This window comes from Acinetobacter sp. WCHA55 (assembly GCF_002165305.2).
Lineage (GTDB): Bacteria > Pseudomonadota > Gammaproteobacteria > Pseudomonadales > Moraxellaceae > Acinetobacter.
Genome location: NZ_CP032286.1, coordinates 1,298,634 through 1,319,002, shown reverse-complemented (window position 1 = coordinate 1,319,002; position 20,369 = coordinate 1,298,634). Strand labels below are relative to the sequence as shown.

Here is a 20,369-nt window from a genome sequence, read left to right as displayed (position 1 = left end):
TGTAGGTCTTTTTATATTTAGTGTTTTTGTTGTTCCAGTTTCAAAAAGTCCGCAATCAACTTGGTTGCCCAAGACTCGGTATTGAGCGCCCCTTCATAGAAACCACAATGACTGCCCTTTTTCGTCGTCACTACAGCAATATTCGGCATTTTTTGAATCATATCTTTATACGGTTCAAAGTTCTTAATGTGACAGACAGGATCATCCTCTGCATTTAAAATCAGCAATGGAATGGCAACATTTTCAAATACATAGATTGGGTTTGTGGCTTGGTTATAACTGTCATAGTCTACATAACCCGCCATTTCATAATAACTCGACTCAAATTCGGCCAAGGTTTTGGTCATTAAGACTTGAGATACAGAAGCTGTTTGTTGCCATGTTTGCTGGTAAGGAAAAATAAATTTCTTAAATAACTTTTTAGTCATGACCTTACTGTAAAAGGGATGCACATTTACAAAACCCAACTCCGTGTTATAACCCGGACACAATGCAAAGGCCGCTTTAAAAGGGGTTTGATTACCCTCTTCTCCCAAATAACGCACTAACAGCCCCGTGCCCGCAGAAGAACCTACGGCAAAAAGAGTTGAAGCTGGAAATGTGCTTTGAATAAAGGCAATTTGTTCACGTAAATCATCAGTTGAACCGAAAAGATTCATTTTCGGTACAGGCATAGGTAGGTCAGCATGACCACGGCGTAAACAGAGTGCAATGCGCCAACCTGTATAGCGATTTAAGTCACGTACCACCTCACGCATACTTTCAGGCGAACCTGTAATCGTATGCATGACCACAACCGTTGGCGTCGCTTCAGGTAAGTCATAACCGAACCACATGATGCCTGTGACCCCACCGTCTTGCATCTCTAATTGATCAAAATGATCATACTCTAATTGAATTTGACGTTTCCGAATCACATCAAAATACAAAAGATGGGCATGCGTGTTGGATAACCACGGCGTCGGTCGGTACTTTTGTTGAAGCTGTGGTAGTGCACCTATCGTCTCTTGAATTTCACCTTGTGGATTAAGAAAAAGTTTCGGGTGTTCCGCACCAGTTACTCGATCCCACGCCGTTTGGCTTAATTGGTTTAGCAAACTGAATACAGCATTCATATCAGTACCTTCTTTTTTCCTATCTTTCTTGGTGATGCATCAATTTTCGTGCCTAACTATAAATAACAAGTCACACGTCTATCATCCAGCTTGAGGTGCAAAAGCTGCCATTCGCTGTCCCATTTGTACAGCTAAGGCCTCTAGCCCAGATTTAGGACGGATCATCACTTCAAAATCTACAATTTGACCTTGCTCATTAAAACGAATCATGTCAATCCCTTTGAGTTTTTTTTCGCCGACATTGGCAGAAAACTCAAGGACGACACTTAAACCATCTTCTGTAAAAAATTCACGGTGGTAAGTAAAGTTTTCAAAAACCTGAATCACATTACTTAAAATAAAAAAAACCACTTGCTTACCCGGATAAGGATTAAACGCCACAGGTGAACGGAACACCACATCTTCTGCTAAAAGTTCATTTAAGATGCTCATATCACGAGTCGTGACCATTTCATGCCAACGTACTAGCGCTTGTTTGGTTGTTGCTAAACTCATTCTTATGTCCTTATGAAAGTGAATTTACTCAAATCTAATTGCAATTAAAGGCACCTTCTCTTGCATCACTTACGCTTCAAGGAAAAGGCAACACGAGGGAAAAGATAATATTTTAGAAAATTTCTCTCCCAAACCCTCTCCGTATAGGAGAGGGAGATTTATTACAAATTTTAAGTTGATAAATTATTGTTACTGATTAAATGGTCGCAGCCAGTTCAGCACCTTGACGAATCGCACGCTTCGCATCTAACTCACCTGCTTCTTTCGCACCACCAATCAAATGCACATTTTTACCATCGGCTTTTAACTGATCGTACATTGCTGTATAAGACTCCTGTCCTGCACAAATAATCACGTGATCTACCTCTAAAACCGTTGTCTGATCATTTACTGTAATGTGCAGACCTTGATCATCAATTTTATCGTAGCTTGCACCTGCAATCATTTTTACATCGCGATGTTTTAGCCCTGTGCGGTGAATCCACCCCGTGGTTTTACCTAAGTTTGCACCGACTGCCTTCGCTTTACGCTGTAGAAGGTAAATTTCACGATCTGACTGCTCCAAAACTGGCTGTTTTAAGCCGCCAACATGTGCATAGCTGATATCAATGCCCCACTCATCATAGAATTTTTGTGGGTTTAAACTACCACTTTCACCTTCATGGCTTAAGTATTCTGCTGTATCGAAACCAATACCGCCCGCACCAATAATCGCGACTTTTTTACCGACAGGCTTACGCTCACGTAGAACTTCGATATAGCTCAACACTTTCGGGTGATCAATCCCTTCAATAGTCAGCTCACGTGGAGTAACGCCTGTTGCAACCACGATGTCATCATAGTTCTCAGCGCTCAGTTCCTCATAAGTTGCAGTATGATTCAGCACCAACTTGATATTCGGTTGTAATTCAATTTTACGTTTGAAATAACGCAGTGTTTCGTAAAACTCTTCTTTACCAGGAATAGTCTTCGCAATATTAAACTGCCCACCAATCTGACTTGCTGCATCAAAAACAGTCACCTGATGTCCACGCTCAGCGGCATAAGTCGCAAAACTCAAACCTGCAGGCCCAGCACCAATCACCGCAATATTTTTCTTTTGCGCACTTTCTTTAAAAATCAGTTCAGTTTCATAACATGCACGCGGGTTAACTAAACAGGTCGCAATTTGCATAGAGAAAATTTGATCCAAACAAGCTTGGTTACAACCAATACAGGTATTGATTTCATCGCTACGACCTTGTTCTGCTTTGAGTACAAACTCAGCATCTGCAAGCATTGGGCGTGCCATAGACACCATATCCGCATCACCCTGAGCCAAAACATGTTCAGCCATTTCTGGTGTATTAATACGGTTAGACGTCACCAAAGGAATCTGAACTGAACCTTTTAGCTTCTTGGTCACCCATGTAAATGCCGCACGTGGCACTTTGGTTGCAATCGTTGGAATACGTGCTTCATGCCAACCAATACCTGTATTGATAATGGTTGCACCCGCCTTTTCAATTTCTTTGGCAAGCTGAATCACTTCTTCTAAAGTCGAACCACCTTCAACCAAATCCAACATTGAAAGACGATAAATAATAATAAAGTTTTCACCCACTTCTGCACGAGTGCGTTTTACGATTTCAATCGGGAAACGAATACGGTTTTCATAGCTTCCGCCCCATTCATCATCACGATGGTTGGTACGTGCTGCGATGAACTCATTGATTAAGTAACCTTCTGAACCCATGATTTCAACACCATCATAGCCAGCAACTTGTGACAATTTTGCACAATTCACAAAGTCCGCAATAGTCTGATTCACTTCAGCAGAAGTAAGAGCATGGGGTTTTACAGGGTTGATCGGCGCTTGAATTGCAGAAGGTGCAACGTTTTCAGCCTGATACGAATAACGCCCAGTATGCAAAATCTGTAATGCAATTTTGCCACCCGCATCATGTACGGCTTGTGTGATGACTTTATGCTTTTCCGCTTCTTCTAAAGTATCTAACTTAGAACCACCGTGAAAAGTCACACCATGATCATTGGGTGAAATCCCCCCTGTTACAATTAACCCTACACCGCCAGCGGCACGCTCTGCATAAAATGCCGCCATGCGATCATAACCACCTTCAACTTCTTCAAGTCCAACGTGCATAGATCCCATTAATACGCGGTTTTTTAATGTGGTAAAGCCTAAATCTAAAGGCGCAAGTAAATGCGGATAATTAGACATGTGTACTCCTTGGCGTGCTTTCGCTGGCTGGTATTTTAAATACAAGGTTAGATCAAATTATTTAATGCAACAAGTTGCATAATATTTATCTTTATAATCGAGATTTGTTTTTTATGCAACATGTTGCATAATGACTCTACGTCCATTTTATTTGCGAAATATTACCGAAATGTCATTAGCTCATGTTTTATTGACCAGTTTGATTGAAAAACCAAGCACAGGTATTGAGTTAGCGCGTCGTTTTGACCGTTCAATGGGCTTCTTTTGGAATGCTACACATCAACAGATATATAGAGAACTCAGCGCTATGCAGAGCAAAGGCTGGATTTCAACAATAGAAGATGATGGTGCAACCTCGCGTAAAAAAACCTATCAAGCGGAACTGCTTGGACGTACAGAACTTGCGGACTGGTTGGTCAAACAAAGCCCACCTGCCCAGCTACGCGAAGAACTGATGGTGAGACTGCGTGTTGAGGCTCAGCTTGGTGGCAATACAGTTTTGCCCGAACTTGAACGCCATCTGACCCTACACAAAGAAAAATTACAAATTTACCAAAGTATTTTTGCCAAAGACTTTGGTCATGCTGAAGAAAATGATCGTACCTTATATATTCATAAAATGATTTTACAACTTGGAATTAATTTAGAAAGTGGTTGGATTGAGTGGCTAGAGACCATAATTCCAGCACTTAAAAACTTCGAAAAATAATAAACCTCGCAAAGGATTGACCATGCCACACTACCTCATGCCAGATGGCGAAAAACTCTATGTTCGAGAATTTGGACAAGGCACACCCGTACTGGTTTTATCTGGCTTAGGGATGCAAAGTTGGCAATGGCTACCTTTTTTATATCAACATCGCAAAAAGTACCGTTTTTATATTCCTGACTGGCGGGGTTTTGGTGGTTCAGCACAGTGTAGAATTCCCACACTGGATGCGATTTCCAGCCACTGGCAAGATTTAAACTGCTTTCTAAAACAATATGCTGATACAGCATTCCATGTGATTGCCTATTCTATGGGTGCTACGACAGCCATGCATGGCATGCAGTATGGTCGCTTTCAAAACCATATCCGCAGCTATTTACACATCGACCAAACCCCCAAGATTAGCGTCGATGCAGACTGGCCACATGGTTTATTTGCTGAAAAGCATGCTACTTTCAAAGCCATCTTACAAAACATTGCAGACCTATTGGCACAAAATACGCAGTATCGTTTGGTTTCAGACTTAACAGCACCTATACGCACCGAACTAGTCAAGCAATGGTTGGCTTTTATTCAACTACAAGCCACACCATCTCGAAGCACAGTTTTATTTCAAAAAGCTTTTCAACAACCACGCTTACAGAAGTTTATGCTCCCCATCCAGCGTTTAGACTATATGGCTTGGTACATTCAAAATTATCTTGACCATCAAGAAGACTATCGCAGTGCACTCAGTCAGATTGACCGACCGACTACATTTTTTATTGGTGAAGACTCAAAACTTTATCCAGCTCAAGGACAAAAGCTGATTGCCTCAAGTGTGCTGCATGCCAAAACGGTGATCTTTAAAAAATCTGGGCATACGCCTTTATTAAGTGAACCGCGCAAATTCTCCCAAGAAATTACACGTTTCCTCAACGCTACGAATGTTTAAATGTGTGTCGTACTATCCACCAAATAATGAATATTTTTATAACAACTGAAGATAAATACACTTAATCATTCCATTGTAATGACAAAAAATCAGATTACCCCGATAAAACATCAATACTTAGGAATTAAAAAAGGCATCTCTAAGAGATGCCTTTTTCTTATGCTGCATAGGTCTGCTTGAGATAAGCAACAATATCTGCCGACTCAAACAAAGCTGTTTCGGTATTCGGATCAACCAAATATGGCACTTGAATATCACGCCCCATCACCTGCATGACTTGCTCACGCTTTCCACCTGCCAAAGGCACATATTTGCCAGGCTTCAAACGCAGTACTGCTGGGCCTTGATCTTGCCAACGCTCTTTAGGCACATTATGAAACTTAAAAGGTAGCTCCAACTCGGTCAGCAAACCACGGACGATCCGAGTATAAGGACTGGCTTCAAATCCCCAAAGTTGTAACAGCTGTGCTGGCGCTGCACGATCTTTAATGTTCTTGTTGATCCAGACCCCACTCGCACCATTCACCAATGTACCAACATAAGCAACATAAGGCGTTTTGGGATAATGTGCATACTTTTTCGGTGTTTTACCACTACGACCATATTGTTCAAACAAGTAGTGAATAATATCTTCAGACTCGTACAGCTTGGTGTCTGTATTTTCATCGAGTAAAAAAGGAAATTGGGTTTTCCCACCCAGCTGTTTCACCAAAGGGCGATATTTGGTTCCACCCTTAGGGCATGGATACACTTCATAATCCAAGTTCAACAAAGTCAGCACTTCACGTACACGACGACAATATGGCGAGCCTTCAAACTCATAGAGCTTTAAAGGTTGCTCAGGTTGTTTAGGATGCGGTGTTCCTGTTACACCACGCCCACCTTGCGCAAGCCCCGAAAAAAGAGCCTGAATCACTTTAATTTGATGCTTCACCATATTACACGTCCATATCTTTTGTTAATGTTGTTATGCGTCTGGTTGGTGCTTATGCATCGACCAGTTTTTCTTTTGCAATGACAATGCCATTATTATCCGCATAGAGATAATGACCTGATTGAATGGTGACACCCCCAAAATGCAGGCTGATATCAACTTCTCCTACACCTTTACGATTACTTTTTTGTGGAATAGCAGCTAAAGCATGCACGCCTAAATCTAGTTCAGCAATAGCATCTACATCACGGACACAACCATAAATCACTACACCATTCCAGTGATTTCTAACTGCTGACTCTGCAATTAAGTCTCCCATTAAGGCACAGCGCATCGAAGCACCTCCATCCACAACCAATACTTTACCCGTACCATCTGTTGCTAACAGCTCTTTCACCCGCGAGTTATCTTCAAAGCATTTCACCGTAACCACCTGACCACCAAAGGTTTTACGCGCACCATAACTCCTAAAAAACTTACCATCCATCGATGGGCTAACCACTTGTAAATCTAGTTCAGGATGATCATCCAATAAATCGCATGTCACAAATGCTGTCGTCACTATACTTCCCCTCATTTTGTCTTTTGTATGCATAAATTATCATATATTTCAAATTTCTCGGTCTGCGTTTGGGCAGCCTCGACCATAGTATGAGCCACTTGTTCTGCTGTCACTGGCTTATATTTAAAATGCTTTGGTATAAAACGCGATATTTTGGTATAAGTCGTTTGGAATATATCTTCCAACATACGAGCTTCATTGCGCTGTCCAATGAGTAAGGATGGTTGCAAAATACTTACCTTATATAGATTGAGTCCGCGAATGGTCTCCTCAAGCTCACCTTTGACGCGATTATAGAAAATTTTTGAATTGGCTTGTGCACCCAAGGCACTGATCAACACATAATGCGTTTTGGTCAAAACAAACAATTCCGCAAAATGTGCATTCACCACATAGTCGATGGCATAAAACCGCTCTTTTGAGCCAGCTTTCTTTAAAGTCGTACCCAAACAACTAAAAGCATGACTGTAACCCTGAACATCCTCATGGTTGAGTAATAAAAAATCATCCAACTCTAGTTGCTGAACTTTATCATAGTGATCGAGCTGCACATTATGCTTTCTGACCACAGCCAGTATTTTGCTACAACTTGGCAGTTGTTGTAATTGTTGAATCAGGTTTAAACCCACCAAACCTGTTGCTCCAATCACAATGGCTTGTTCTATATTTTGTGTCATTTTTATACAAACTCCCATGCAGATGGCTAATCTTACCTTTTCTTTAGAATTTTTATGTATCTTAAATATAGTCAAAGCATGTCAAGACTTGACTTCACTGCGTATATTAATCAAAATATGCCACTTGTTTACGGGCTGGTGATTGTTCTTCTGATGTGGTTTTCAGTTTGAATTTCAGCCCGCCCAGACCAATCTATTTCAAGGAGTGCACGAGTGGCAAACTCTGCTCAAGCTAAAAAACGTGCTCGTCAAAACGTTAAAGCACGCAAACACAACGCAAGCTTACGTTCTATGGTTCGTACTTATATCAAACGTACAGTAGCTGCTATCGCTGCTGGTGATTATGCAGTTGCTTCTGAAGCATACAAAACTGCTGTACCAGTAATTGACCGTATGGCTGATAAAGGCATCATCCATAAGAATAAAGCTGCTCGTCATAAGAGCCGTTTAAATGCACAAGTTAAAGCTCTAGCTAACTAATTTATGCATTAAAAAAAGCCCTTTTTAAAGGGCTTTTTTTATATCTATTTTTTGAACTTTCTAACACCTATACCTTTTCCAATACATCTGCTACCTAAAAATGCAGCTTAAAACCTAAATAGAATCCAGCAGACTTCACGCTCACCTACGAGAACATCTACTTACAAAAAAAGCCCCCGTTAGGGAGCTCCTTTCATTTTATGTTTAATCATTTGCCAGATGAGCAGTGGTTTAATTCAATCATTGAGTTTTTAGACTTTTCACTAAAATACCAATATTTCTTGATGTTGCCCCAGCTAAAATCAAGCTTGTATTTTGGTTCAGCATTGTCCATCTTTGATTATTATTTCCAGAGCAACTGTATCGAATTGCAATTTGACGATTATTCACCAAATTACCAGTATTCAAATCTAAGCATTGTCCAGCTTGCTTAATGGCAGAAGTCATGGCATCCATTGACCATACTTGTGCTGCATTATTTGCCACACAGTCAGTCAAGGTGACTTTCGCACTTCCCCCATTACCTGTTAGACACTGCCCCATAGCCGCTTTACTATGGATACGCCCTAAACTGTCATAAACCCACTGCTCAGTATCATCGCCAACGCAACCTGATGGACCACTAATATAGACATCCATTTTTTGGTTTACAGTTAACTCCGTTTTTAAACAATTTTTGTTGTTTTTTAATAAAGTACTTTGTGCAAGCGGATCATCTTGTTGTAAACCTAGCTGCTTGATAAAAGTATTGAGCGCATCAATCGCTGCAGGTACATCTTTGGCCAAATCGTCATAATAAACATTTACCCAACGATTTAAACGCATCCATCTAGTTTCTTGCTCTTCATAACGCTCAAGTACCTGCTGTGCAGCTAAACTCATCTCATTGGTATATGACTTATAGGCCTGATAAAGCATTAAACCATTTGGTGACAAAACAATAATATTGTTCGCCGCTTGATTCAGTAACTCTTGCTCAAGTACAGGCAGCTCTAGATCGCGCAAAGCTTTATAACCCTGCGCTTTACCAATTTTCACGGCAGGTGTTATAGCCGTAGCATATTGGGGAATCACTGTGGTCGATAATAATTTGGCACTAGCATTGGCCTGCTTACAATATAAATCGACTTTCTGAGGGTGATCTGCAAGCGCTAAATTGACATGTAATTTATTGGCATTACTACCCAATCGGGTTGGAGCCAGTGCAATATTGGTCGCTGTATTTGGATACTGTACATTTAACCAACATGCATCCTGATTTAACGCAGTATTCGCAGCGGGTAAATCATAAACATTACCCCAGTTTGAACGTGCCGCAGGATAGAGTAGCCCAACCTGCGCAACAGGGTCATAGCCACCCAAAATGGTCACCACAGGTTCACCAAAGACACGTGGACGTAAATAGTTTTGCTTTGGTTGGTACCAAACAGGTGCAGCAGAATTTGGCATAGTCGGTTGAGCTACTTCCATCTGCCGTGTGACTTCATTCCATTTTTTATAGCCCGTCGGTGAAGTTTTGTCCCACACATAACGGTTAAAGTGCGGTTGAATTTTTAAATAAGTGCTATAGCCCGTATAGTGGGTATAACGTGAAACTGAACTTGATGCATAACCACCAGACATGGCATCTCGGCTATGTGGATATAAAGCTAAGAAATTTGCAATTCCTGTAGAAGCAGCCCATAAATCCTTATTATTCCAAATCAAATTACCCCGCATCATATTGCGATACGGAATGTAACCCCAACCACTATCTGCATGATGTGAAGTCCAGAACTGGTTATCACCCTCCTGTCCAGGATAATGCCCCAGTCCATAGTGGTGTCCAATTTCATGACTAAACTCGTTTCCAACCGAGTCATATAACGTCAGCATGCCGTTACCACCACTTAAGCCATGATTACTTTCGCCATTGGCGTATTTTCCACGGCTATGGTGTGCAACTACGGTTTGGGTTAATTGTGGTTGATTTTGACTTGCCATCGAAGCACTGGTAATGCCCCAGTTTGCTAGATTAATGCCTACGCTAAATGTCGACTTACCCACGTTTTCACGCATGTCACCCTCATAAACTCCGCCTTGGCTGGCGCTTGCCGTATCGTAAATCGTCCCGTCCGCAATCATGACGCGATCCAACTGAATATCATCATATTTGGCAACGGTCATTTCAGCAGCTGGAATCGTTTGAAAGTAATCTGAACCTGCCCGAACAGGATCATTCAGCATATAGTGACCATTGGAAACAGGAGGAGCAGTTAACATGCCGATACGAATATTATTTAAGACCAACTCTCCCGGAGCAGCAAAATCAATTTTGTCTTCCGCAATTTTCCCCTGACGTCCAAGAGAATCTTTAAACTGAATACGCAAACCAGGGCGTATTTCATCCCAATTGAATCGAGCACTCCACGCGCGCTGACTATATTGCACACGCGGACGGTCATCGGTATTGGTTTGATCAGACTGAGGAATGTGAGTTGGATCATCTAGTTCAATAGTTCTTAACCATTGGTTATTCATATAGATGTCTGCACTCAGACCATCAATTTTCCCCATGCTATCAGTTGGCGTAACTAACAATAGCGCTTCTTTTTCCATCGTCAGACGCGGCATTTTTTTACTTTCATTACCATTTGGATCAACCACATGACTCTGACCAAATTGCAGCATCGCTTCGAAGTTACCAGTTAAGTCATTTCGTATCACACGCGTATTGGAACTTGCATCGTAATCAAAATATCCCAATGTATTCACATCAGCCACATCCTGTGTAGGTTCAGGATAGGTTTTCACTACAGGCGTTGTAGAGTTTTCGGTTCCACTTTCTCCACCACCTCCACCACACGCAGCAAGCATCAGCGTTACAACACAAAGGCTTAGCTTGCAATACAAGAACTCATTCACATTTTTCACATCTTCCCCCAAAATCGTCACAAATAAAATTAAAAACCATTAATAATTTATATAAATCAAAAACTTAACTATTTAACACTATTTTCTATACATATTCAATTTACATAATTTGTCACTTCAGGACATATTTTTTTACTGGTCTTGAAACAAATGTCCGAAAAAATAATAGTTCTGTGACGAGGCTTGAACTTATGAAAAATAATGATGAGTTACACATTTAAATTTGCACCAATACGGTGCTAATATTTGTCAGTCAATTTATAAAAAATATATTTCAATTAATTTTCTTTGTAAGCACATAGCTTATTTTAATTTTTAGATGCAAAATGATTAAAATAAAAAATCCCATAAATAAATTATGGTATTCTGTTTTCTGATAATGAAACCACATAAAATGTTCTACTGGGGAATAGCATGATTAATAAATTTCTTCCAACACTTGAAAAATTCCAACCGACAGAACAACAATATATTGAGTATTTTCATGCCAAAGGCGAAAAAGACATACTCGCCAGAGTCATCTCAAATATGCGCGGAACAGCAGAAATTCAGGCCTCTCAGGGCGTTGATGCGTGGTTAGGCTATGGCGTCTATTTACCTGCAATTGAACGTATTTTTGCACTGCACCAAGGTGAAACGGAAGCTGAGTTTTATGACCGCACTCAATATCCAGCCGATGTTGTCAATGCTTATACCCTTTCGAATCATGAGATTGCCACGCTGATTGCAGCAGATAAATACAATCGTATTCATCAGCACAGCGTAGCAGTAAATACCTCATTATGGCCTTTAAATGATGAAGGCCTGAGTATCGACTTACTCGACTTTCCCAACCGACTCAAAGCAAAAATTTAAACTTATGCAGTTTAGCATTTAATATGATTGATAAATGATCGAGCTATGAGTCTCTTATATTTTTTCTCGTTCAAACAACCACCTAAATAAATGAGCGAGATTTATAGCTCAATTTTTTAAACAAAGCGCTTACAGATTTTGAAATTCATGAATATTCAACTCATTAATTTCCCCACGCCAAATCCATTTCAATTTTGATTCCAAAAACACATCGCCCTCAAACCACACAAAAAGGCCTTCCATCATTTTCGGCCAGTCTTCTTTGGTCACAATTGTACGCCCTGAAATGACCGCCAAAATCGCAGCTAAAATCGTGTCATGACTGACCGCAAGGCTCAAACCATAAGGGTTGTTCGGATGCGTGTTATATATGAGCTCCAATACATCTACGACGCCATGAATCGGATGCTTCATACCAGGTAAGGCATTATTCACAAAGCTATTAATAAATCCTAAAGCACCTTGACGCTGAAAATAAGGTCCCGCTTGCTTAATATCCAAAACAAAACTGCCTGGCTCAACCAACAAACCTTGTTCGATAATTTCAATACGGTGAGTATTCGGCTCAAGGGTTTGCCCATCTGCCCCTTGAATCATTAGCGCAGCGGTATCAATACAACGTTGAATTGGGCTAGAAATACAATGTTGTATCACTCTATCAGTATTATCAATCAGATAAGAACCCCACGCCTGTGCCAAATCACGCCCTTGATGCGTCAACTGTAAATCATAGCCTGCAAGCCCCTGACCCGTAACAACTTCACGAATGGAATGACGTGTAAACAACGTCACTGGCGTTTTTGCATCTGGCAATAAATCGATTGCCTTCAACATACTAGGCGGGAGTAACTCTAAGGCCATAATCACTAGCAACTCAATAATTCAAAAAACACTATAGCACGCTCAGTCTTAAGCTCAAGCCGACGAAGGCATTAGTTCAAGTGCTTGTAATGCCAGTTTTTTCATATCGTTATTTCGATATGCAATAAAACCACCATTCAGTAAACTCAATCTTTGGTTATACACAAATGGTCGTCCCTGAAAATCAACCAAACCACCACCGATCCGCTCCAATAAACACTGTCCAGCACTAGTATCCCACTCACTCGTTGGGTGAAAGCGCGGGTAAATATCGACTCGGTCTTCCAACACCATACAAAACTTATATGCGCTCCCAGCGCGATACTCTTGAATAGGCGTAAGTTTTTCCAACTGCTCTAAATACACTTGGTACTGCGGTTTACTCTGACTACTTTGACTTAAGCCGACTTGAACAGCACTGTGGTTTTCAACTGGAACATATTCAGACCATACATCTTTTTCAATATTATATTTTAAAGGCTGCCCTTGTAGTGGACAGAAGTAAATTTGCTGCTCACAAGGAATAGCCAGCACAGCAAAAGTTGTATGCGCACCTTCGATAAGACTGAGATTAATGGTGAATTCAGGACGGTGATGCAAAAATTCTTTAGTGCCATCTAAAGGATCAAGCATCCAAAAAGACTGCCACTGCTGTCTATACGCATGCTGCCCTTCTTCAGAAAGAACAGGAAAATGAGGAAAGGTATTGTTTAAAGCATCAGTAATAAATTGATTGACACGATAGTCCGCTTGCGTAACTGGTGAATGATCGGATTTTCGTTCAACTGTAAAATCACCACCTACAACATAAGCTTGATACTCTGCTCGTAAAATCTCGCACGCTTGAGTCACAATCGGTACAAGTTGCAATATCAGCGTATCTTGAGGTGCAGTTGTGGGCTTAAACATGAGACCGCCTTTTAATTCATTAAGTTATAGATCGAGAAATTCATCTATTAAAATAGCAGCATGTTGATCGCCACATATTCAACGGTACACTGTCACCTCAGAGTGAGAACACGCGAACACTTTTTTAAAACACTGCCTTAAAATATTATACGCCTAAGACACTCAGGAAATATCATTCAATTCCAATTCTTCTTTTGACTTTGGGTTGAGTAGTCTAATCAACCAGACTTTTCTTTACCTACACCTTAAATATTAATGCTAGAGAAAGTCGAAAGCTGGCCGTTTCTAATTTGTACTTACACTTAATTTCTTTTCAGCTTTATACAGCCGAGTGGTTCTTTATGAAAAACTATCGTGCAAAAAAATCCCACGCATGGGAGCGTGGGATATAAAACAAGAAAAGCTACAGCGCTTTAATTTCGAGTGTAGTATAAACCAGTATTTTAAATACATCAATTAAAAAATGCATTCTTTCTCCAGTATTTTAACATTACTCATTTTTCTCTGAACACTTCACTTCTAATTGATACTCATCCTGCGTCACTTTAATCTTAATCCTTTGATACTTTCTTTTATTCGGATCCATTGCGGAACTAGCGACTTCATGCAAAAATTTACGATCATTCATAAGCTCACTATATGCTTTATATCCAATCAAAATCTTTTCAGGCTTTTTATTTTTGGAAATTAATTCTCTTAGAAGATCATCTAGTTCATTTGCAGTAACAATTGACATATCGAAGCAACTCAAAATAAAAAAGATTATCCATGAACAATATGATCAAAAGATGTCAGAAGTTATCTTTATCACTATTTTCATTTCAATAGAAAAAATAAAAACCCGATCAGTATAAAAACAAATCGGGCTTTTTGTCTGCAAGCATTCAGACCAGAAAGTTATTATAATAAAAAACCTGTTTACCTCTCTCCAAATAAACAGGCTTAACTGCACAAACATCATCTAATCATTATATTTTCATTTCTTTATGCCACACACTCTACAGCCCAAATATTTCAAATAAATGAAACTTTAAGTTTTTTTCACAACTCTATACTTAATCATCATTACGTAAAAAGGTTAACTCATACTCATCGTGCGTAATTTTAATCTTTGTATTGCGATAAGTCCGCTTATTTGGATCTAAAGATGAGCTCATTACATTTTCTGCAAATTTTTTATTCGACATAAATTTGGCATAAAGCATATAACCAATACGGATTTTTTTAATGGCCTTTTTCTTACCTTTTGCTTCATATTTATCTAAGGTTTCATCTAAAAAATCTAAATTTAATTCACTCATCTATTCCTCTCTATTTTATTCTCATTCACCACATCTTTTTTAACCGATTATTGTGTAAATAACCAGCATAACCATTTTATTTTTTATTTTGTCAGAAAACTTACTTTTATTGTGCTGGGCTGGATACAAAGAATCTTTCTCCATCAACTGAAGTGATTTAAATTTAGGCATAAAAAACCACCGTCAGGCGCTTTTAATGGTATCGATGTAAAATGAACATTTGATGAAATAGATTAGATAGACATATGAGCCGAATAGCTAAGCAGTACTGAAAAGCTGACCAAAACTAATGACGCTGCCGTTGTAATTCATGGCTGATTTAGGTCAGTAGCAACAGTAGAGGTTTTCGATAATAATGACAGCGCTAAGTGTTCTCATCGAAAGTTTATAAAAGCCCTTCCTTATCCATAGGATGAATCACTCCTTTTACTGAAATTTCAATAGTGTTGCGGATCAATGCACAGTTAACACATCTTATATGCTCTTACATAAAAAATTGAGATACCTTATTCTTCAACTTTTGACAATGGAGTATGCACGTCCGTAATCTTATGCAGCTATACGCTATACTTACGCCATATTCGCATAAAGCAAAACTGCTAGATCGGTTACTAACTATTTTCTATAGTCATTACTGAACTTTGAAACATTGGAGATTTTTTAAGTGGAAAAGCCAATTATCATTTTTGATATGGACGGTACATTACTAGATCTTGCCTATGATGATTTTATTTGGAATCATCAGCTTCCTATCCGTTATGCTGAACAACACCAGTGCTCTTTAGAACAAAGTACTCAAGCGCTGTTTCAGTTTTATCAAACCCATAATCATACACTCAATTGGTACTCTACGCGCTTTTGGACCGCTAAAGTTGGCGTAGATACGCTCGCTTTGCAGCAGGAATTTAAGCATAAAGTTGGCCTACGTAAAGGCTGCCTTGAACTTCTCAACTATTTAAAAACTAACGGCTACCCTTGCTGGCTTGCTACCAATGCGGACTGTGAAGGACTTAAGTTTAAACTCGAACACACAAAACTGGCCTCATATTTCGATGTCATCATTAGCAGTGAAACTCTTGGTCATGCCAAGGAGTTTACTGAGTTTTGGCAACATCTCCATGAACGTCACCCATTTGCGGCCAAACAATGCTACTTTATTGATGACACCGAAAAAGTACTAAAAGGTGCTGAAAGTTATGGTATTCAAAACCTATTTACCATTGCTCAACCCTCATCACTAGGTCAAAGCAAAACATCCAGCCCTTATCCGATCTTAAATCATCTCACCGATTTAATTCCTTATTTAGAGCAAGCTGAGGTCACTACCAAATATGCGTAAATCCACTTTAGCGGAAGATGCTGTCGGCATGCGCATTGACAAATGGTTATGGGCAGCACGTTTTTTTAAAACGCGCTCCATTGCCAAAAATGCAATTGAGGGAGGAAAAGTTCACCACAATGGCGAACGTGTCAAAGTCTCGAGAGAAGTTCGAATTGGAATGGAACTCACCATACAGCAAGGCATTGACAAGAAAACCGTGGTGATCAAAGAACTCTCTGACGTGCGTGGTTCCGCCCCTGTTGCACAAACATTATATGAAGAAACTGAAGTCAGTATTACACGACGGGAATTGATTGCAAGCCAAAGAAAGTTGCATAATCTAGCTCGACCTGATCATCGTCCAAGTAAAAAGGACCGCCGCGATATCAGTAAGTTTAAACAAGAAAATGATCAACAATTTGACCAATATTGGTCTTATAATGATGATGAATGACATGCGTCATATTGTGTCGCACACGATCTGACTTTTATAGAAGATACAGACTAAATCTGTCACTATACTGAGCATATTCAGTAAATATCCGTGACATCGTTTTGAGGTTGTAAGATGGATGATAATAAAAGCAAGGCGCTCAATGCTGCGCTAAGCCAAATTGAAAAGCAGTTTGGTAAAAACACAGTAATGCGCCTTGGCGATAACACCGTACAAGCTGTTGAAGCGGTATCAACGGGTTCTTTAACACTTGATATTGCTCTAGGCATTGGCGGCTTACCTAAAGGTCGTATCATTGAGATTTATGGTCCTGAATCTTCAGGTAAAACAACCATGACTTTACAAGCGATTGCCGAATGTCAAAAAGCAGGTGGCACATGTGCATTTATTGATGCAGAGCACGCTCTAGACCCACAGTATGCGCGTAAACTTGGCGTAGATATTGAAAATCTACTGGTTTCTCAGCCTGACCATGGTGAGCAAGCACTTGAAATTGCAGACATGCTGGTTCGCTCTGGTGCTATTGACCTCATCGTTGTCGACTCTGTTGCAGCATTGACACCACGTGCAGAAATTGAAGGTGAAATGGGTGACTCACACATGGGCCTCCAAGCGCGTTTAATGAGCCAAGCATTACGTAAAATTACAGGTAATGCAAAACGTTCAAACTGTATGGTGATTTTCATTAACCAAATTCGTATGAAAATTGGTGTAATGTTTGGTAGCCCTGAAACCACGACTGGTGGTAATGCGTTGAAATTCTATGCGTCTGTGCGTTTAGACATTCGTCGCGTAGGTCAAGTCAAAGAAGGCGATGAAATCGTTGGTTCTGAAACCAAAGTGAAAGTTGTCAAAAACAAAATGGCACCTCCATTCCGCGAAGCGCTCTTCCAAATCCTCTATGGTAAAGGTGTCAACCATTTGGGTGAACTTGTAGATTTGGCTGTTCAACAAGAAATCGTACAAAAAGCAGGTGCTTGGTATTCATACCAAGGTGATAAAATTGGTCAAGGTAAAAACAATGTGATCCGTCACCTTGAAGAAAACCCTCAATTGGCTGAAACCATTGAAAAAATCATTCGAGAAAAACTACTGACGACTGCAAATGCTACGCCTGTAGAAGAGAATGAAGAAGAGCCAGACTTCTTAGATGCTTAATTAAAAGTATCGAAAAAGATTAAATGTTATTACACGACATTTAGGCTTACACTAAGAAACGCCCTACGGGGCGTTTTGTTTATTCAGATCTATTTCATAGCCGATTATGCCTAATTCAAAATTCCCCAAACTTCTTGACTATGACGCTCTCAAACAACAATTTGGTGAGGAAGACTCTCCTGCCCCTCAATACGATCACACGCAAGTAACACAAGTAACTGATAATGCTTTAGATTTTGATGGAGAGAATCAACCAAAACCCACAGGTTTAACAGGTTCTCGTCTACGTTCTTATGCCTTTGCTGTACTTACACGTAAGGAATATTCAAAAGCAGAATTGATTGAGAAACTGGCTACATGGGCGATGCATCATGAAGAAGTAATTACACTGGTTGAAGAACTTTCAGCACAAAACTATCAGAGTGATCAACGTGTGGCTGAGATCATGCTCTCGAGCCAAAAGCGTAAAGGCAAAGGCCCTAATCGCATTAAAATGGCGCTAAAAACCAAAAAAATTGATACTGGTTTAATTTTAGAAGAACTAAAAGAAACGGATTGGGTCGAACAAGCCTATCAACTTAAAATTAAGAAGTATGGAACTGAAGTCACAACAGATCCAAAACTAAAAGCTAAGCAAATCCGTTTTTTAATGTATCGTGGCTTTGAAATGGACGCCATTATGAAAGCGATTAGCAGGGTTGATGACTAGTCACCATTCGCTCTTGAGCAAGCTATGCCTAAATCACCGTTATAAATATTGATCATATATTCACATCAACCATTAAATACATGTAATCGTTAATGAATTATAAAATCATAGTACTTTTAAATAAATATAAATCAAACCAAAATCAGAAAAGCTTAAATATATACAAGACGTGTAAGATAAAAAATAATGCAATGATTTCTATTGCTTTAAATAATTTTCGATAAATTAAATGATCTGTATTTAACATTATTTTAAAATACATTACGCCCAAAAGAAAAAATACACACGGTAGAGAACAAAAAGAGGTGAGGAATAGAGTAAATGAATTTTTAAAATAAAAGTTAAAAAAAATAGGAAGTATTACAAACGCACTAATATCGATTGAAGAGATATGCTTTAAATGCTTGGTATTTTAAACTTGATCTACATACAATGTATTTATATGCTGCATATTAATTATTCTATTTTTCATTTATAAATATGGTGGCAACCCTACCAGCAAACCTTCGGCACATCATATTTCTACTACCGTTGCTACCTTCCGGTCCTGGCGGGGTTCGTAGAGTACAATTGCGAAGTAACCGGCAGGGCTACCATTGCAAGAACAGAGTATAGAGATTTTTCCCTAAGTTGCAAGCCTATAAACGACTTTTCAATAAGCATTTCATTCAATTGACTATTTATAAAACAAAATCAAGAAAAATCACTCAATTATTGGTAACGACTAGGCTACATTCATTTACCTAAATATACGACAACAATGTAAAAGCTTATTGCAATTCATAACGTTGCCGTTTTTAATGGGGGTAAATGAATTTCGTTTGATGTATCCCCCATCAAAGCCCTATAACACGGATATTTTATGATGCTAAAGAAGCATAGCCTATGTGCCCTCACCATACTTTGCACAACGCCTGTTTTCGCCAACATTCCAATTGAATCTCGCGGCTTAAGCCAAACAACGAACAATATTGTCAATCCAACCAGCGTCGCAGTAGACACGGGTGCGAATGCAACAGCGACCAATATTAATTGGCAAATTATGCAAAAGAACCAACAATTAGAAAATGATTTGCGTAGCTTACGTGGCAAACTCGAAGAACAAGACAACGAAATCGCTCAACTCAAACATGAGTTGGAAAACCGCTATGCTGACCTAGATCAACGCTTAGAGTTACTTCAACAAAAAGTAGACCCTGAAGCGAGTACTACAACGGAGGAAAACCAACAGGATACTCCTCCCAGTAACACCACAACCACCAACGCCAGTAGTAACACGACCACAGCTGCAGTAAATAAAACACCTGTAGCTGTCAGCACCCAAAACACATCTGAGCCATCTGAGCTAGAAAAAGCCGCATATACTGTCGCATTGGATGCTTATAAGCAAGGTGGTGCTAAGAAAGCGATTGCACCCATGCAAAACTTTATTAAAAACAACCCCAATAGTGTTTACATCAGCAATGCATATTTCTGGTTAGCTGAATTTAATTTAGCGATTGAACCCACCAACTATGCAGAAGCGAAAAAAAACTACGGTATTGTAGCAAACCAATATCCCAACTCTTCGCGCGCCCCTCGCGCCGTTTATCAACTCTACAATATTGCCAAAGAAGTGGATAAAAACACGACTCAGGCCAATCAATACAAAACCAAACTCCTTAAGCAATATCCCAAGTCTGAAGAAGCCTCTTTCTTTAAAAAATAATTTTCTTATAGATATAAAAAAAGACACGCGAAGTGTCTTTTTTTATATCTAGA

20 protein-coding genes and 1 other RNA gene are annotated in these 20,369 nt (G+C 39.6%); 9 read left to right on the top strand and 12 right to left on the bottom strand.

Going from position 1 to position 20,369, the window contains the following annotated elements:
* Positions 1-17 precede the first annotated feature (17 nt).
* From CDG62_RS09140 to CDG62_RS09130, 3 genes are all read right to left on the bottom strand, one after another.
* A complete protein-coding gene (locus CDG62_RS09140) occupies positions 18-1,115 on the bottom strand; it encodes a YheT family hydrolase (RefSeq protein ID WP_087526766.1) in 1,098 nt (365 codons plus the stop codon).
* An 81-nt stretch (positions 1,116-1,196) separates the two neighbouring features.
* Complete coding sequence (locus CDG62_RS09135) at positions 1,197-1,610, bottom strand: nuclear transport factor 2 family protein (protein ID WP_087526765.1); 414 nt, start codon at positions 1,608-1,610, stop codon at positions 1,197-1,199.
* Between the two features lie 196 nt (positions 1,611-1,806).
* Positions 1,807-3,831, bottom strand: coding sequence for an NADPH-dependent 2,4-dienoyl-CoA reductase (locus CDG62_RS09130; RefSeq protein ID WP_087526764.1), 2,025 nt, complete (start codon positions 3,829-3,831; stop codon positions 1,807-1,809).
* Positions 3,832-4,000: 169 nt separating this feature from the next.
* On the opposite strand from CDG62_RS09130, the gene CDG62_RS09125 reads away from it, so the two are divergent.
* Both CDG62_RS09125 and CDG62_RS09120 read left to right on the top strand, forming a co-directional pair.
* Positions 4,001-4,540 carry a PadR family transcriptional regulator gene (locus tag CDG62_RS09125; protein WP_087526763.1) on the top strand — a complete coding sequence of 180 codons (540 nt, stop codon included), beginning with the start codon at positions 4,001-4,003 and terminating at the stop codon, positions 4,538-4,540.
* Between the two features lie 22 nt (positions 4,541-4,562).
* On the top strand, positions 4,563-5,474 hold the full coding sequence (locus CDG62_RS09120; RefSeq protein WP_087526762.1) for an alpha/beta fold hydrolase: 912 nt from the start codon (positions 4,563-4,565) through the stop codon (positions 5,472-5,474).
* Between the two features lie 157 nt (positions 5,475-5,631).
* On the opposite strand, the gene CDG62_RS09115 is transcribed toward CDG62_RS09120, so the two are convergent.
* The 3 genes from CDG62_RS09115 to CDG62_RS09105 are packed head-to-tail and all read right to left on the bottom strand — an operon-like array spanning position 5,632 to position 7,647.
* Complete coding sequence (locus CDG62_RS09115; RefSeq protein WP_087526761.1) at positions 5,632-6,411, bottom strand: glutathione S-transferase N-terminal domain-containing protein; 780 nt, start codon at positions 6,409-6,411, stop codon at positions 5,632-5,634.
* 49 nt (positions 6,412-6,460) lie between these two features.
* Complete coding sequence (gene rraA, locus CDG62_RS09110) at positions 6,461-6,973, bottom strand: ribonuclease E activity regulator RraA (RefSeq protein WP_087526867.1); 513 nt, start codon at positions 6,971-6,973, stop codon at positions 6,461-6,463.
* A gap of 8 nt (positions 6,974-6,981) precedes the next feature.
* Positions 6,982-7,647 (bottom strand): nucleoside-diphosphate sugar epimerase, encoded by a 666-nt coding sequence (locus CDG62_RS09105; RefSeq protein ID WP_087526760.1) that lies wholly within the window; start codon positions 7,645-7,647, stop codon positions 6,982-6,984.
* 213 nt (positions 7,648-7,860) lie between these two features.
* Here CDG62_RS09105 and rpsT point away from each other — a divergent pair, with 213 nt between their 5' ends.
* Positions 7,861-8,127 carry a 30S ribosomal protein S20 gene (gene rpsT / locus CDG62_RS09100; protein WP_004696602.1) on the top strand — a complete coding sequence of 89 codons (267 nt, stop codon included), beginning with the start codon at positions 7,861-7,863 and terminating at the stop codon, positions 8,125-8,127.
* A gap of 240 nt (positions 8,128-8,367) precedes the next feature.
* Here rpsT and CDG62_RS09095 read toward each other — a convergent pair whose 3' ends face one another.
* A complete protein-coding gene (locus tag CDG62_RS09095) occupies positions 8,368-10,983 on the bottom strand; it encodes a M66 family metalloprotease (protein ID WP_087526866.1) in 2,616 nt (871 codons plus the stop codon).
* A 471-nt stretch (positions 10,984-11,454) separates the two neighbouring features.
* On the opposite strand from CDG62_RS09095, the gene CDG62_RS09090 reads away from it, so the two are divergent.
* Positions 11,455-11,895 (top strand): hypothetical protein, encoded by a 441-nt coding sequence (locus tag CDG62_RS09090; RefSeq protein WP_087526759.1) that lies wholly within the window; start codon positions 11,455-11,457, stop codon positions 11,893-11,895.
* Positions 11,896-12,024: 129 nt separating this feature from the next.
* On the opposite strand, the gene CDG62_RS09085 is transcribed toward CDG62_RS09090, so the two are convergent.
* The 4 genes from CDG62_RS09085 to CDG62_RS09070 form a co-directional block, all read right to left on the bottom strand.
* Entirely contained in the window at positions 12,025-12,756 is a 732-nt protein-coding gene (locus CDG62_RS09085) for a histidine phosphatase family protein (RefSeq protein ID WP_087526758.1), read from the bottom strand.
* Positions 12,757-12,810: 54 nt separating this feature from the next.
* Entirely contained in the window at positions 12,811-13,665 is an 855-nt protein-coding gene (locus CDG62_RS09080; RefSeq protein ID WP_087526757.1) for a 3'(2'),5'-bisphosphate nucleotidase CysQ family protein, read from the bottom strand.
* Positions 13,666-14,155: 490 nt separating this feature from the next.
* Positions 14,156-14,401 carry a hypothetical protein gene (locus tag CDG62_RS09075; RefSeq protein ID WP_087526756.1) on the bottom strand — a complete coding sequence of 82 codons (246 nt, stop codon included), beginning with the start codon at positions 14,399-14,401 and terminating at the stop codon, positions 14,156-14,158.
* Positions 14,402-14,720: 319 nt separating this feature from the next.
* Entirely contained in the window at positions 14,721-14,966 is a 246-nt protein-coding gene (locus CDG62_RS09070) for a hypothetical protein (RefSeq protein WP_004696593.1), read from the bottom strand.
* Between the two features lie 664 nt (positions 14,967-15,630).
* On the opposite strand from CDG62_RS09070, the gene CDG62_RS09065 reads away from it, so the two are divergent.
* The 4 genes from CDG62_RS09065 (at position 15,631) to CDG62_RS09050 (ending at position 18,608) form a co-directional block, all read left to right on the top strand.
* Positions 15,631-16,305 (top strand): HAD-IA family hydrolase, encoded by a 675-nt coding sequence (locus CDG62_RS09065; RefSeq protein ID WP_087526755.1) that lies wholly within the window; start codon positions 15,631-15,633, stop codon positions 16,303-16,305.
* Positions 16,298-16,741 (top strand): RNA-binding S4 domain-containing protein, encoded by a 444-nt coding sequence (locus CDG62_RS09060; RefSeq protein WP_087526754.1) that lies wholly within the window; start codon positions 16,298-16,300, stop codon positions 16,739-16,741. The genes CDG62_RS09065 and CDG62_RS09060 overlap by 8 nt, the downstream gene beginning before the upstream one ends.
* Positions 16,742-16,855: 114 nt before the next feature.
* Positions 16,856-17,899: a recombinase RecA gene (recA, locus tag CDG62_RS09055; protein ID WP_087526753.1), complete on the top strand. Its 1,044-nt coding sequence runs from the start codon at positions 16,856-16,858 to the stop codon at positions 17,897-17,899.
* A gap of 106 nt (positions 17,900-18,005) precedes the next feature.
* On the top strand, positions 18,006-18,608 hold the full coding sequence (locus CDG62_RS09050; protein WP_087526752.1) for a regulatory protein RecX: 603 nt from the start codon (positions 18,006-18,008) through the stop codon (positions 18,606-18,608).
* A 490-nt stretch (positions 18,609-19,098) separates the two neighbouring features.
* Here CDG62_RS09050 and ffs read toward each other — a convergent pair.
* Positions 19,099-19,195, bottom strand: an RNA gene (gene ffs, locus CDG62_RS09045) — signal recognition particle sRNA small type.
* A 275-nt stretch (positions 19,196-19,470) separates the two neighbouring features.
* Between ffs and CDG62_RS09040 the strand changes: the two genes are divergently transcribed.
* The gene (locus tag CDG62_RS09040) at positions 19,471-20,316 is read left to right on the top strand and encodes a YbgF trimerization domain-containing protein (protein WP_087526751.1); all 846 of its coding nucleotides are present in this window, start codon (positions 19,471-19,473) and stop codon (positions 20,314-20,316) included.
* The last annotated feature ends 53 nt before the right edge of the window (positions 20,317-20,369 follow it).

What these genes read in the sequence shown, in the direction of transcription:
- CDG62_RS09115 (WP_087526761.1), bottom strand. Translation starts at nt 6,411, where the DNA reads ATGGTGAAGCATCAAATTAAAGTGATTCAGGCTCTTTTTTCGGGGCTT.
- CDG62_RS09085 (WP_087526758.1), bottom strand. Translation starts at nt 12,756, where the DNA reads ATGGCCTTAGAGTTACTCCCGCCTAGTATGTTGAAGGCAATCGATTTA.
- CDG62_RS09105 (WP_087526760.1), bottom strand. Translation starts at nt 7,647, where the DNA reads ATGACACAAAATATAGAACAAGCCATTGTGATTGGAGCAACAGGTTTG.
- CDG62_RS09135 (WP_087526765.1), bottom strand. Translation starts at nt 1,610, where the DNA reads ATGAGTTTAGCAACAACCAAACAAGCGCTAGTACGTTGGCATGAAATG.
- CDG62_RS09040 (WP_087526751.1), top strand. Translation starts at nt 19,471, where the DNA reads ATGATGCTAAAGAAGCATAGCCTATGTGCCCTCACCATACTTTGCACA.
- CDG62_RS09050 (WP_087526752.1), top strand. Translation starts at nt 18,006, where the DNA reads ATGCCTAATTCAAAATTCCCCAAACTTCTTGACTATGACGCTCTCAAA.
- CDG62_RS09075 (WP_087526756.1), bottom strand. Translation starts at nt 14,401, where the DNA reads ATGTCAATTGTTACTGCAAATGAACTAGATGATCTTCTAAGAGAATTA.
- recA (WP_087526753.1), top strand. Translation starts at nt 16,856, where the DNA reads ATGGATGATAATAAAAGCAAGGCGCTCAATGCTGCGCTAAGCCAAATT.
- CDG62_RS09060 (WP_087526754.1), top strand. Translation starts at nt 16,298, where the DNA reads ATGCGTAAATCCACTTTAGCGGAAGATGCTGTCGGCATGCGCATTGAC.
- CDG62_RS09080 (WP_087526757.1), bottom strand. Translation starts at nt 13,665, where the DNA reads ATGTTTAAGCCCACAACTGCACCTCAAGATACGCTGATATTGCAACTT.
- CDG62_RS09125 (WP_087526763.1), top strand. Translation starts at nt 4,001, where the DNA reads ATGTCATTAGCTCATGTTTTATTGACCAGTTTGATTGAAAAACCAAGC.
- CDG62_RS09090 (WP_087526759.1), top strand. Translation starts at nt 11,455, where the DNA reads ATGATTAATAAATTTCTTCCAACACTTGAAAAATTCCAACCGACAGAA.
- CDG62_RS09070 (WP_004696593.1), bottom strand. Translation starts at nt 14,966, where the DNA reads ATGAGTGAATTAAATTTAGATTTTTTAGATGAAACCTTAGATAAATAT.
- CDG62_RS09140 (WP_087526766.1), bottom strand. Translation starts at nt 1,115, where the DNA reads ATGAATGCTGTATTCAGTTTGCTAAACCAATTAAGCCAAACGGCGTGG.
- CDG62_RS09120 (WP_087526762.1), top strand. Translation starts at nt 4,563, where the DNA reads ATGCCACACTACCTCATGCCAGATGGCGAAAAACTCTATGTTCGAGAA.
- CDG62_RS09130 (WP_087526764.1), bottom strand. Translation starts at nt 3,831, where the DNA reads ATGTCTAATTATCCGCATTTACTTGCGCCTTTAGATTTAGGCTTTACC.
- CDG62_RS09095 (WP_087526866.1), bottom strand. Translation starts at nt 10,983, where the DNA reads ATGCTTGCTGCGTGTGGTGGAGGTGGTGGAGAAAGTGGAACCGAAAAC.